At 54.6% G+C, this 13,613-nt stretch carries 10 protein-coding genes; 1 reads left to right on the plus strand and 9 read right to left on the minus strand.

Annotated elements, in window-relative coordinates:
- Positions 1-49 precede the first annotated feature (49 nt).
- The 8 genes from hemN to KSF73_05375 form a co-directional block, all read right to left on the minus strand.
- Positions 50-1,459 (minus strand): oxygen-independent coproporphyrinogen III oxidase, encoded by a 1,410-nt coding sequence (gene hemN, locus KSF73_05340; protein ID MBV1775133.1) that lies wholly within the window; start codon positions 1,457-1,459, stop codon positions 50-52.
- Positions 1,460-1,570: 111 nt separating this feature from the next.
- Positions 1,571-4,279, minus strand: coding sequence for a response regulator (locus KSF73_05345; GenBank protein ID MBV1775134.1), 2,709 nt, complete (start codon positions 4,277-4,279; stop codon positions 1,571-1,573).
- 3 nt (positions 4,280-4,282) lie between these two features.
- Positions 4,283-5,515, minus strand: a complete 1,233-nt coding sequence (locus KSF73_05350; GenBank protein MBV1775135.1) for a hybrid sensor histidine kinase/response regulator — start codon at positions 5,513-5,515, stop codon at positions 4,283-4,285.
- Between the two features lie 266 nt (positions 5,516-5,781).
- Complete coding sequence (locus tag KSF73_05355) at positions 5,782-7,548, minus strand: serine hydrolase (GenBank protein ID MBV1775136.1); 1,767 nt, start codon at positions 7,546-7,548, stop codon at positions 5,782-5,784.
- 3 nt (positions 7,549-7,551) lie between these two features.
- Entirely contained in the window at positions 7,552-7,935 is a 384-nt protein-coding gene (locus tag KSF73_05360) for a BlaI/MecI/CopY family transcriptional regulator (protein MBV1775137.1), read from the minus strand.
- Between the two features lie 130 nt (positions 7,936-8,065).
- Positions 8,066-8,971 carry a 4-hydroxy-tetrahydrodipicolinate synthase gene (dapA, locus tag KSF73_05365; protein ID MBV1775138.1) on the minus strand — a complete coding sequence of 302 codons (906 nt, stop codon included), beginning with the start codon at positions 8,969-8,971 and terminating at the stop codon, positions 8,066-8,068.
- A gap of 386 nt (positions 8,972-9,357) precedes the next feature.
- The gene (locus tag KSF73_05370) at positions 9,358-11,319 is read right to left on the minus strand and encodes a PKD domain-containing protein (GenBank protein ID MBV1775139.1); all 1,962 of its coding nucleotides are present in this window, start codon (positions 11,317-11,319) and stop codon (positions 9,358-9,360) included.
- A gap of 202 nt (positions 11,320-11,521) precedes the next feature.
- Positions 11,522-12,058 carry a flavodoxin domain-containing protein gene (locus tag KSF73_05375; protein MBV1775140.1) on the minus strand — a complete coding sequence of 179 codons (537 nt, stop codon included), beginning with the start codon at positions 12,056-12,058 and terminating at the stop codon, positions 11,522-11,524.
- Between the two features lie 96 nt (positions 12,059-12,154).
- On the opposite strand from KSF73_05375, the gene KSF73_05380 reads away from it, so the two are divergent.
- Positions 12,155-12,997, plus strand: a complete 843-nt coding sequence (locus tag KSF73_05380) for a cytochrome c (protein ID MBV1775141.1) — start codon at positions 12,155-12,157, stop codon at positions 12,995-12,997.
- Here KSF73_05380 and KSF73_05385 read toward each other — a convergent pair.
- Complete coding sequence (locus KSF73_05385) at positions 12,965-13,504, minus strand: hypothetical protein (GenBank protein MBV1775142.1); 540 nt, start codon at positions 13,502-13,504, stop codon at positions 12,965-12,967. The genes KSF73_05380 and KSF73_05385 overlap by 33 nt on opposite strands.
- Between the last annotated feature and the right edge of the window lie 109 nt (positions 13,505-13,613).

The raw sequence follows: 13,613 nt of genomic DNA on the forward strand, positions 1-13,613 counted from the left end.
CAAAAAAGCCAGTCAGTGAATGCTGACTGGCTTTTTCATGCGTGGCTGATTACACCAATTTGGAGAAGGTACCGGCCTTTTCACGTTCGCGTAGATGGCGGTCAAATGCTGTGGCGATATTGCGGACCAAGAGGCGACCCTTTTCGCTCACTACCAGTACACCATCCTGTTGCTGAATCAGGCCCAGCCCTTCGAATTCGGCCAGTTTTGCTTGTTCCGTTGCAAAATAGGTCTGCGTGTCGATGTGCCAGCGCGTACCTATCTCATTGAAATCCAGACGGAAATCGCACATTAGGTGCTGAATCAGATCGCGACGGATGCGATCATCTGTGTCCAGTTCCATGCCTCGGAAAATCGGCAGGCGTCCTGCATCAAGCGCGGCGTAGTATGCCTCGATTTCCTTTTCATTCTGGCTATAGCTCGGGCCGATCTTGCCAATGGCCGACACGCCGAGCGCGACTAGATCAATATCGTCGTGGGTGGAGTAGCCCTGGAAGTTTCGATGCAGAGTACCCGCACGCTGTGCCTTGGCCAGTTCGTCTTCAGGCAGGGCAAAGTGATCCATGCCGATATACACATAGCCGGCCTCGGTGAGCTTGCTGATGGTATTGGCGAGAATGCTCAGTTTGGTATCTGAGGCGGGCAGGGTGGATTCATCAATCTGACGCTGAACCTTGAACATCTGGGGCAGGTGCGCGTAGTGATAGACCGACAAGCGATCGGGGCGAATCTCGATGATCTTGTCGAGCGTTGCATTGAAGCTGGCTTCGCTCTGTTCGGGCAAGCCATAAATCAGATCGATCGAAACCGATTTGAAGCCTGCTTCGCGTGCGGTATCAATGACCAGTCGCGTCTCGGCCTCGCTTTGAATGCGATTGACGGCAGCCTGTACCTTGGGATCAAAGTCCTGTACCCCTACGCTCATGCGATTGAATCCGAGCGAGCGCAAAAGTCGCACCGTATCCGCACTGACCTTGCGAGGATCAATTTCGATTGAGTATTCGCCTGTCTCGTCGTCGGCAAATGCGAACTGCTGGTGCAGCAGATTCATCAAGCGAGTGAGTTGTTCATCGGAAAGAAAGGTGGGCGTACCCCCGCCAAAGTGCAATTGCTCGACTCTGCTGCGACCTTTGAATAGCGGGGCCTGCAGTTCGATTTCCTTTTGCAGGTAATCCAGATACTGATCTGCCCGCGCCTTGTTATTGGTGATGATCTTGTTGCATCCGCAGTAATAACACACGGTATTGCAAAACGGGATATGGACATAGAGCGAGAGTGGAAGGTGCTCGCTCTCGCTGAATGCCATGCTGGCCAGTCGCCGATAATCTGCTTCAGCAAAACCGCCATGAAAGCGATCCGCAGTCGGGTAGGATGTATAGCGAGGCCCGGATGCGGACATGCGTTCGATCAGGGATCGGTCAAACTGGATATGTTGTGACAAACCGGCAGGCGCGTTCATGTACTGGACTCCATTGAATGCATGCAGCTTAATCGAGTCAGGCAAAAACAGACATGATCAGGATCAAGGATTGTGTACGAATCAATGTTGTGTGCTTGGAATGGTATGCGCTTAGTAGAAGGCGTGTGATGTTGCAGGAGTCGGGCCCGAGCTGGTCAGTGCATGGATGGCGTGCAGTGTCTCTTCCAGTGCGCGTTTCAGTTTCGCGAGATCTTCGATTGTGGGTTGGCCGCGTCTGAGCGCGCTTTCCAGGTCGCGGGCGATGCATTCCACCTCTGGTAAGGCAACAGACGCTGCAGATCCCGCAAGTGAATGCGCAAGTCGCATCGCGTCCTGAAGATGCTGGAGATCCAGAAGTCGCTGGATGTCGCTTGCAGCATCCTTGTAGCTCTCGGCAAACAGCCGGAGGTATTCATGAAAGCGACTTTCTGTCTTCCATGAGGCTAAACCTTTTTCGATATCAATCGTATCGTGCGGTGCGGATCTAAGGTGACTGCGCGGCTCCGGCAATGGTAGGTGATCAATCCCCATTTGCAGAATCTGCTTGAGGTGGGTGGGCGAGAGCGGCTTGGATAAATAGCCATTCATCCCGGCTGTGCGGGCATCTGCCTCGTATTCTTTGAACACCCCCGCACTCAGCGCAATAATGCGCATCCGGTTGCCATAGCGTTGGCGGATCTCGCGGCTGGTTGTATACCCATCCAGTCCGGGCATTTGTATATCCATGAGAATGACATCGATGCCCCCACGTAGCTGTTGCAGGATATCCAGTGCCCTCAATCCATCCGATGCAGTTTCGACCTGCGCACCTTCGTCTAGCAGGAGGGCAGCGGTCACTTCCCGGCTGATTTCGTTATCATCTACAACCAGCATACGCAGTTGATTCAGGCTGCCCTGTACATACACTGGGTGCGGTTCATGCGTATGAATCGTGTGCTGTGACATCCGCTGTTCAACGCTAACCGAGAACACACTGCCTTTTCCCGGCGTGCTGTCGAGCAGAATGTCGCCGTTCATCATTCTGGCGAGGTTGCGGCTGATGGCAAGCCCGAGACCGGTGCCGCCAAACCGGCGTGTTGTGGAGTTATCGGCCTGCGAAAACATATCGAAGATCATCGCCTGCTTGTCTTGCGGTATGCCGATACCGGTATCGGATACCGTGAAGCGCAATCGGACGGTATCCGAATTTAGGATCAGAATCGAAGTCTGGAGGCTGACCTGTCCTGTATGTGTAAACTTGATGGCATTGCCCACCAAATTGATCAAGATCTGCTCAAGGCGAAGTGCATCGCCAATCAGAGTGATTGTTTGGTCAGCCGGATAGGGAATGTCGAGGCGGATGCCTTTGTTTTCTGCAACCGGACGCATCATGGCATCCAGATTGTCCAGTACTTCCCTGAATGCATAAGGCTGATGCTCAAGTGTCAGGCGATGCGCCTCGATTTTGGAATAATCGAGAATATCGTTCACCAAGCCCTGCAGGGTGGTACCGGCAGAACGCATCTTGTATACGAGCTGTCTGATCTCCTCGGTACCGGCGCGATGTTCGATCAGCTGTGTCATCCCCAGCAGCGCACTGATGGGTGTTCGGATTTCATGGCTGATATTGGCAATAAAAGCGGATTTGGCCTCATTGGCTTGTCTTGCCTGGCTGGATGCCATCTCGAGTTGCAGGTCGATTGTTTTGCGCTCGCTGATGTCGCGAACCAGTCCCGTCAGGCGGGTGCCATCGGGGCCGATACTTCGATTGGCTTCGAGACTGATCCAGCGTACGGCACTGTCCGCAGCACTGATCCGCAGTTCGACATTAAGCGGTAAACCGTGTTCGAGCGTGTTCAGAAACGCTTCCGCCATCCGGGCATGATCATCCGGATGCACATGCATAAACAAATGACGTGTTCGGACTGGGTTTAAGCCGCAAATACCAAATAGAGCCTGCGCCCGCGAGGTGCCAGTAAAGATGCCGTTACGGACATGGAATTCCCAGCTGCCCGCCCGTGCAGCTTCGAGTGCGAGGTGCAGCTTTTCGTTGAGTGCGCTGAGCTCGGCGGTGCGTTCACTGACCTTGGCTTCCATGGCAGTACCATGGCGCATCAAGTCATATTCACGTTGTTTGCGCTCGGATATATTTTCGAGGACGGCAATGAAGTGACCTGGGTGTGGGCTATAGGCCGAAATCGCAAACCATACATTGGCGGCATCGAAATAGATATCAAACTTTTCGGCCACACCGCTCTGCACGACGCGATCCATAATGGTCAGCAGCTCGGGATTGAGCGAAAACACATCCGGAAAGAGTTCGCTGATGCGCTGTCCTTCACTGCGGGTCGTGCGAGTCATACGCTCGAACGCGTCATTGACCCGCAGCAGCAGGAAATCGGAAGGTGCCCCCTGGCTGGTGAGTAAGCGGCAATAGGCTAAACCATTTCGCATATTGTCAAAAAGCGAGCGATAGCCATGTGCGGTCTCATATTGCACACGCATCACGCGGTCAGCACGGCGGTTCAAGTTGAACAGTAATTGCAATAGCAGACCAAAGACACATTCGAATGCAGCCGCGATAGTCACCGAACGTGTCAGCTCATGCTGCCATCGCATATGGATCATCCGTTCGAACGCGGGGGCGCTGAGTCCCTGGTGTAAGGCGCGAATGCCTGTATGGTTGAGATCGGTCTGGGTCAGAATCTGCTGGACCACCTGATGGCGATGGTAGAGGTAATAACCAAGGGAAATCCAGATCGCAAGCGAGACAAGCGCGAAAAAGCCGAGATAGCGATAGATGCGGGCTCGATGCGAGGGGATGTTGGGTTTGACTCGCATGGTTCAACGCATGGATGGCGTAAGGGGTCGAACAGGTAACGCAATGTGGAAGCTACTGCCTTCACCCGGATGCGATACTGCCCAGATCCGTCCCTCATGTCTGTCTACCAGCCGTTTGACCGTTGCGAGACCAATGCCCGGTCCGAGATGAGTGTTACCATGGGTGCGTAAATTCTGGAATGGCTCGAATAATCGATCTGCCATGCGGGCGTCAAACCCCACCCCGTTGTCTTCAATCCAGAACTCCACCTCATTGCCACTCATGCGGCAGTGGACATCAAGTTCCAGTGGCGTGCCCGGAGAGGCGAACTGAATGGCGTTGCGAACGAGATTTTCCAGCATGACGGTACATGCGCGCTGATCTGCGGTAACTATAATATCCGGATCGATGCGGATCATGGCGTGTGCGGCCATGCTGTCGGGGAGTAAGCGGGAAATGATCTGCCGAATCATGCCACTTAGGTCTATACGCTCGATATTGAGTCGAGCATGTGCGGCACGCGAAAGCTCTAGCAAATTATTGACCAGCACTTCCATGCGCTCTGACTGGATGCCCAGCGCCTCTAACGCTTGTCTGGCCTCGACCGGCGCATGCTGCCAGTACTTTTCGAGCTGGGTCAGGTGCCCGCTCATGACTTCGAGTGGCTGCTTCAGATCGTGTGTGAGCGAATGGGCAAAGCCTTCGAGTTCGAGGTTGGCTGCCTCCAGCATGGCAGAGCGTTGCATGAGTCGCCTATTTAAATCACGGACGCTGGCTTCACGTGCTTTGAGCTCCTGATTGATATGAACAGCCTGCTGATAGGTTGAAATCAACAAGTTGAATAGACGCTGCGGGGGAACATCCAGCTTGCCAATGTCCGGTGGATGCGTCATCCAGGATTCGGTATCGTTGGGTCCGACTCGCTCCGGGTGCAAAATATGGCGCAATCTGGCCACGAGGTCCGCATGGGCGCAAGGTTTGCGGACAAAATGATCCGCACCGGATTTTAGACTGCGAATAAGATCGTCGGTGTCGTCCAGAATCGTAAGCAGGACGAAGGGAATATGTTGCCAGCGCTTGTTCTGTTTAACAGCCCGTGCAAGATCAAAGCCATCCATCACAGGCATGACGGCATCGCTCAAGATTAAATCGGGCTCGGACGATTGAAGCAGCTTTAAGGCCTGTGCACCATTTGGCGCATGGCTTACCGAAAATCCAGCTGCATCCAGTACGTCCATTGTTTGCCGGGACTGCACGGGGCAATCCTCGACAACCAGAACTAAATCCTTCCTCGCATCAATCATCCGTTCCCCGTCAGGTTTTTGACCGCGTGGTCGCGACTGGGATTGAGATTAGCGTCAATTACCCATCGATGGGTAAACCAAAATCAAATAAGACAAATGATTCTTTGAACGGTGTTGCAAATTCGCCTTGGCGTGTCGTGCTGAGAGAAATGAATGGTTCAAGTGCAGCGGTATTACGCTGCACCTGTTGCACTTTGACGATGCTTGTGCTGTTAGCTTTAGCCCTGTTTTTCCAGCATTTTTCTAATATTCATAATGTCGCGGGCACGTGTCGCTGAGCCATCCGCATTGAGCAAGACCATGGTGAATCGCTTGCCTGCAGATTTGAGTCGCATGATCATGCAGCGCCCCGCCTCGACGGTATAGCCGGTTTTGGAAAGCAGGATTTCCCACCCCTTTTTACCCACAAAATGGTTGGTATTGTGGTACTCCACCTGACGCCCCTTTACCTTGATGATTTCACGCGAGTCTGTGGTGACATCACTGATCTCCGGGTATTTTGCGGCCGCCTCCGCCATTTTGATCAGGTCGCTGGCAGTAGACGTATTCGCAGGTGATAAACCGGTAGGTTCAAGAATTGTGGTGTGCTGCATGCCCAAGGTTCGCGTTTTGGATTGAACGGCACGCTGGAAAGCTGGCAAACCACCCGGATAGTTTCGAGCCAATGCTTTCGCTGCACGATTGTCGGAGGACATCAGTGCCAGTTGCAACACTTCGCGGCGAGGGAGTTTTGCGCCGACGGGAACGCGCGAGGTTGAATGCTTTAGGGTGTCGACATCAGCCTTATCGATCTGAATGGCCTCGCTCATATTTTGACGAGCATCCAGAATCACCATGGCGGTCATTAACTTGGTTAGGGAGGCAATGGGGACGATATGATCCGCGTTCTTCTCCACGAGTACTTTGCCGGAATCTTCATCGACAACCAGTACATTGGCAGAACGCAGTGCAGCTGCCCGGATGGGCGTCGCCTCTGACGTCGTTGCGGCGGCGACCACACTTTCTGCCTTGGCAGGGACTGGATGAGGATGGGTCGGCTTTGCCTGAGCAATCAGGCAGGTGGCTGCTAGGCCGATCACTGGAAAGGTCATTTTCCAGCTGATCGCCCGGCGTTCGGGGCGAACCAGTCGTTTGATACGGGACACGAGTGCTCCTCCATGGGCGGATTGTGCGAGTGGATGGGGGGAAGATTGAAACTGTTCGAGCTCATTGAGTGCGTGTGCTAATACGCAGGCGTCATCGAGTGCACTTGCTGCCAGATCGTCGGCGATTTCTTCGCGTAAATGACGAACCGAGCGCGATAGCCACCAGATGCCGGGATGGAAGAATAAAAGGGTTTCTACCATTCCCTGTAAAATGTTGATGCAGTAATCAAATCGTTTGATGTGGGCGAGTTCATGCGCCAGTAATGCATCCAGATAATGAGGCGAGATCTGTCCGAGCAGCGCAACAGGCACCAGAATGACTGGTCGAAAGGTGGCGAACGTCATCGGGGTGGTGAGGTGATCTACCGCACGAACCATAATGTCGCGACGGATATTGAGTCGGGCCATAAAGGGGGCGATGCGACGTTCCAGGTCGGGCATACGGTGACCCGCGCGTCGCATGGCATGGAGCCAGACCAGACCCGAGGTCATGCGTGCACCCATGAAAATTACGCCGATGGCCCAGAGGCTGACGCATGCATTCAAATTAGCCTCGGTGAAGGCTATCCAGCGGCTGAGCGTATCTGCTGCTTGCGATGTCATGTGCATCGTTGCAAGCCCGCCTGCCTCCCGGATTGCCATCAGGCGGGTGGTGAATTCGGCGACAGGAAATAATACGCAAGCCAGCAACGCAATGAGGCAGACAACATAGCGACGGCGCGGATGGCTGTTTCTGAAGCAGACCTGGATCACGCCGCATAGGCAGCAAATCAGTGCGATTTGCCAGAGTGAGTGAATCAGTGTCCAGCCAAGAGCATGAATCATCAAGTGCAAGGGCACGGCTTACTCCGGCTTGTCTTTGAGAAGGGATTCGATTTCTGCCCGCTCCGAGGCGCTAAGCTGGCCGCTGCGCAATGCAGTGAGAACGAGTGCCTTGCCTGAGCCTGCAAAGACCTTATTGATCAAATCGCGTACCAGACTGGTTTGCATGGAGCCCTGCTCCTGTGCCGGTGCATACACATGTGATCGCTGGCTTTCATCGCGCAGCAGCAATCCTTTCCCATGCATGATTTGCAGTAGGCGCAGCACATTGGCGTAGGACAGATCCGGACGCTCGGGCAAGAGGTGTTCGTGAACCTGCTTGGCTGTGGCAGGGCCGGTATGCCACAGGGTGCGGAGCAGCTCTAGCTCGGCACTGGTGGGTTTGGGGCTGGCGGAGAAGTTCACGGGCGATCCAGTCGGAGTTGAATGCGGCTGAATCGTAGAATAGTTTGTCTAGAATGAATTGTCTATTTAATGCGCGTGTGATGTGGCTTGATTGACACATCAGGGGCGGCTGAGCCGCCCCATGGAAGGCTTAGGCAACGACAGATGGTTCGGCCAGACGCAGTACCGCACCCTTGATCAGGCTGTCAGCAAAGCGCTGTAATTCGGTCGAGGCCAGCTCTTCAGCACACAAAGGCAGGCGCAGTTCTCGGCTGCTGATGCGACCCTGCTCGTGCATGATGGCTTTGGCTGGAATCGGGTTTGGTGCGGCAAACAGGGATTCGGATACTTCGCGCAGCAGCGGCCCCACATCACCACCCAGACCACTCAGGGCACGCTTGACCACGTACGCAGTTTCCTGTGGCCAGACATTGCTGGCCACCGAGACCAATCCGGATGCGCCCAGGCGAGCGTGTTCGCCAAACAACACATCATCTCCGGAGTACCACGCAATCTGCGGGAAGCGTTGTTGCAGGCTGGCAAAGCGCGCAGGATCGCCGCCTGATTCTTTCACTGCCGCGAAATTCGGATGATCCAGCAGCGATTCGATGGTTTCATCCGGCATGGCAACGCCCGCACGCGAAGGGATGTTGTACAGCATGCAAGGCTTGCTGACCGCGTCCATCAAGGTGCGGAACCACTTTGCCTGTCCCTTGGCGCCCGGCTTGGCATAGATTGGTGTCACCATCAGATAGCCCGCGAGCGGCAAGGTTTCGCAGAAGGCCAGCCACTCCAGCTGGGTGTGCAGTTCTAATCCGCCCACGCCGGTCATGACAGGAATCGGCAGATTCAGGCCGGTAGCGTGTGTTAGGATGGTTTTACGCTCTTCGGTCGACAGGTTGGCACCTTCGCCGGTCGATCCGAGCAGAATCACGCCATTTCCGGCGGCTGCTTGTTCGTGCAGGAGGGCAGTCAGGCTGGCCAGATCGAGTGATCCGTCGGCATGCATCGGGGTAATCAGGGCAGTCCACAGACTGGTATGGGCAATGCGCTTCAAGGGGATTCTCCATTCCGTAAAGTAAATTACTCGGGACGGAGAGAGGGTGTAGTGCGGCAAAGACGAGACCATGCGCGAGCGCATGCGAAAGACTTGCCAAGAGCACTCCATCGCCAGATGCGATGACAGTCCAGAGGATTCAGCCTCTGTGACCAGCGGCAGGTTGTTCAAGCAACCCGACGCTTCGGCCTTGCACCCCATTCAACCAGTTCTGCGGGACTCGAATCCCTCACTGGCCTAGCCTGGGCAAGGCGCCTCTCTTGTTTCCGAAGTGCGTATTGCACAGGGATACGTCTGAAATGTCAAGCTGCACACCGATATCGCACCCATAAAAAAGCCGGTGCACCTCACGGTGAACCGGCTTCGCATTTAATGATGACTCGAGTTTAGCGAACCACGATCGTCAGCGTTGTACCTGCAGGTACGGCAACCTTGTTACGGACGTAGCCAGCAGCAGTGAAGTGCGTGCTGTCGGTGTCGGTAATGTACGCATGCGAGGTCGAGCTGAATTTCTTCAGCTTGGGCGACGTGGCAGGACGAATACCGTCAAAGGCTGCAGTATTGCGTGAATACAGGGTGTAGTCATCGGACTGCATGGTCGGGTAGCCGTATCCGAATGGAGCCTGGGTATCAGGCATGCCGCCATAAACCGTGGTACCCATGCGGACGAGCTCATCGGAAATGCCTGCGCCACCATTTTGCTTGATGAGGCCATCCAGACACTTGTAGCTGCTGATCGGTGTGCCTGTGTCCATACAATCTGTCAGGATTTGCTTGAACAGCTTCACGCCGTAGCGGCGGTTAAGGAATGCACCGAAGGAACCGCCCATCGCATAGTTAGGACCGCTCAAGGAAGGCCAGTTGATGTAGTCGGTGCCAGCGCCAGAGTAGAAGTAGCTGGGCATACGGCCGTTCAGGATCTTGAAGTTGTTCTTTTGCAGCTTCGGCACCACGATGTCTTCAATCATCATGGCGGAGGTTTCTTCCAGCCACGATGCGTGACGCAATCCGTTCACGATATTGCGCTGGTACCAGTTGATCATGTGGGTCAGCTCATGATTCAAAGTGGATACCACGAATGACGGACTCTCCAGCAATGTACCTGCATTGACGAAGAAGACATTGGCCTCATTGGAGATGACCGTTGGATCTTGCAAGGCATACTGTGCATAACCGGTTGTCAGTGTGTTGACACCCCAGAAGTAGCCAGCCCAACCGACGGTTGAGGGTACTGTTACGATGGCAACATTGACATCGGCCGGTGCATTTGCCTGATCCTGGATCACATAGTCTTCGTAACCTTCAGTCTCTTTCAGACCCCACACATCGCCCATGATGGCGGTTGTGCGAGCGAAGCCGCCTTGCGAGCCACAGAACGTCGACATCAGGGTGCTCATGGACGGGTTGTTGACGCCCACTGCAGCTTGAGCTGCGCTATCCAGCCAGAAGACGATACGACGGCCGTTGGCGCCTTCGCATGTATCGTAAACGGTGGATTTGTGACCAACAGCACCTGTGTCAACAAAGGTGTCGTACCAGGTGTGGGTATCACCCTTTTTGACTTGAGTGACTGCGCGGGCGCGGAAGTTCGCATGCACCGTGGATGCAGCGCGAGGCAGGGTATTGAGCGCAGGCAGCTTGGCAGCCACGTCCTGACTCTTACGCAAGATCTGCGAGTGGAATGCATCATCACGCTCTTCAAGCGTAGACGGCAATTGTCCTGCACCCGCATCGTTGCCCGCGTCGGTGATATCAGCACGCAGGCCGGTGTCTGGCAGGGTGCTTGAGCTATAGGCTGTGCCATTGGTAAAGACCAAAGTCACGTTTTTCCCGGCGGGTACGCCCGGAATCGCGACATCTACATTGGCAGTACCGGCGCTTGCATTGTGATAACGCCAGACGCCGACGCCCGAGCCCGAATACTTGCCCTTGGCATCGATGGCGCAATTGACGCCCGCGCAGTCAGGCAGCAGCGTATTGTTGGCGCGCGCAACCACCGGGGCCGTAATCACGTGCACCACTTTTGTGGCCTTAGTCGTGCCGCCTGCATTGCTGGCGGTGACGGTGACGGTGATGTCGCCGGTCTTGCTGAAATATTTGCTGACGGCTGCGCCGGAGGCACTGGTACCATCGCCGAAATCCCAGCTGTACTTGGCTGTGTTCGGGTCATTGCTAGGCTGGATGGCCGAGAAATTGATAATCTGGTTAACCAGCACTGTGTTATCAGATGCGCTCATTTCGAGCGTCGGAGCTGGAGTGGATGTGTCGTTGCTTCCGACACCACAACCGGCCAGCAATGCCGGAAGCCCTAAAGCCAGAGCCAGGGCGAGTTTCTTCATGGGCTGCATGAGCACCTTCTCCTCAAATCGTACTGCTGAACAACACTGTTTATTTTTTGTGTCGACTTGCCCTTGCTTGCCAAAACGCAGAGCAAGGCGCGCCGAATTGTATAGGGATAGGTCTGAATGGAGGGAGGTTGGAATGGATGTGTTGCAAAAAAGATGAGTTTATTGTGCAATTTGTTGCGGAAAATTTTGCATTGCTTGACTTTCAGTGTCTGTCGATTGTTATTTTCTGAATCCTTTTGTACCAAGCCTCTACCGCATCTTTGCACTCGTTATCCACCTCGATGACCGGACAGATCAGCTTTGCACCGTTTGCCTGCATCCATGCTGCAATGGATCGTCCAAATTGACAGAAGTGCTGATAGCGATGATCGCCAAGTGCAAGCACCGCAAAACATACGTCTGACAGGTCTATCGAGTGCGCCAAATGCGCATGAAAAGGGCGGGCATGATCAGGCGGCTCGCCTTGGCCAAATGAACTGGCGATGATAAGTGTTGCTGCATAACGTCCGAATTGAGTGGGTTTGAGCGCATGTATGGGACGAAGACGTGTGCTCAGGCCGATATGCTGCAAATGAGCAACAGTGTGTTTTGCAATGGTATAAGCCGTCCCTGACTGACTGGCGTAGGTCACTAATACGGTTTGGCGGCACTGCTTCAGCACTGCATGACGTGCGAGAGACAGGGCGGCGATGATTGCAGCTACCAAGACAGCAATCAGCGCAAAGGGTAAATCAGGCATGATATTGTCCTGCGATGTAATTCAAATATATAGCCTGAACATCGACTGCGTGTTGATTCATCTGGGCGGTAGACTCGAGGGAGTGAGACATCCACTATGAATAAGCTGACTACTTTGTTTACGTCCAGTTTGCTTGGCGCAGCGCTGGTGGCGAATGCCGCGACGTTGGAAATCCGGGGCACCAAGGGAGTCGAACAGCTTAAAGGGGCGCGACTGGTGGCGGGAGAGCGTGTTGCCAGCATCGTGATACCAGACGATGTGGCCTATCACCAGCCTATGCGATACCAGGCGATTCCTGTGGCCCATCTTTTGCGGCAAGCAGGTATTCAGCCGGATGATGAGGTTCAGTTTATTGCTGCCGATGGTTTTGCAGCCACCCTGTCTGCCGCACCATTGCTGGCTCAGGATGAGAAGGGCGCGCGTGCGTGGCTGGCGATTGAAGGTAAGCAGCATTGGCCCAAGCTGCCCAATCAAACAGAAAGTGCTGGCCCGTTTTATCTGGTGTGGACCCAGCCGGAGGCAGGCAAAATCGTACCTGAGCAATGGCCTTACCAGATTGTGAAAATCTCCGTACAGGCACCATTGGTCAAACGCTGGCCAATGATTGTGCCGAAGGATGCCGGAGAGCGGGTGCAGCATGGATTCAAGATGTTTACCACGCATTGCTTTGCCTGCCACACGCTGAATCTCGCGGGGGATGCGCGGCTTGGTCCGGACTTAAATGTGCCGATGAATCCGGTTGAATATTTCCGTGATGATATATTGGCCAAATATATCCGTAATCCGCAGTCTATTCGAACCTGGCCAACGGCCAAAATGCCGACCTTTGATCGCGCCATTCTGAATGATGGCGAGTTGGCTGACCTGATCGCCTATCTAGGCCATATGGCGAATCACAAAGTGACCTCACCGATTGTGCGGCCACCAGCGGGTCAGTAAATGCGGGAAGCGTGAGCAGGTGATCGCAACCACCCCGTATTTGGCCGCTTTGCCTATCATCAGAGCCAGCATGGCGGTAAGCGGAGACATGCCCGCAAGGGCACTGACAATCAGGGCGGGTGTTTGCGGGAATGGCGTGGCAGAGATCACTGCAATTGCGGCGGCACCATAGCGTCCCACCTGCGTCTGAGCATGCTGCCACGTGTCGCCAGCCATGATGCCAGGGAACAGTGTGTCCAGTAGATCCAGGCCATAAAGTTGAGTCGCCCAAACGAGCAGTGCTCCGCCCTGTGATGCACCCAGTGTGGTGAAGATATAGAGCGTCAGCCATCGACGTGGATTGATGAGGACGGCAACCGACAAAATGGTTGATACCGGCATCATAACGGTAATGGTAGACAAAAACGCCAGACAACCCGTGAGCCATGGATACGTCCAATGCTGGCTCGAGGTGCGCAAGGTGTGGGTGATCCGTTCGCGAATGCGCAGACCGTGCTGGCCGGACATGGTTTTCCCGTCTTTATTGCAGAACGGACGGGATGATGCGCGAAGCGGCGTATGCCTGCAAGAGGACGTGGGATATAACAGGGTCGCCTGTTGGGGCGACCCCGTAAGG

This window comes from Burkholderiaceae bacterium DAT-1 (genome assembly GCA_019084025.1).
GTDB lineage: Bacteria > Pseudomonadota > Gammaproteobacteria > Burkholderiales > Chitinimonadaceae > DAT-1.

Coding starts and splice junctions, on each gene's coding strand:
- hemN (MBV1775133.1), bottom strand. CDS start 1,459: ATGAACGCGCCTGCCGGTTTGTCACAACATATCCAGTTTGACCGATCC.
- KSF73_05345 (MBV1775134.1), bottom strand. CDS start 4,279: ATGCGAGTCAAACCCAACATCCCCTCGCATCGAGCCCGCATCTATCGC.
- KSF73_05370 (MBV1775139.1), bottom strand. CDS start 11,319: ATGCAGCCCATGAAGAAACTCGCCCTGGCTCTGGCTTTAGGGCTTCCG.
- KSF73_05375 (MBV1775140.1), bottom strand. CDS start 12,058: ATGCCTGATTTACCCTTTGCGCTGATTGCTGTCTTGGTAGCTGCAATC.
- KSF73_05380 (MBV1775141.1), top strand. CDS start 12,155: ATGAATAAGCTGACTACTTTGTTTACGTCCAGTTTGCTTGGCGCAGCG.
- KSF73_05385 (MBV1775142.1), bottom strand. CDS start 13,504: ATGTCCGGCCAGCACGGTCTGCGCATTCGCGAACGGATCACCCACACC.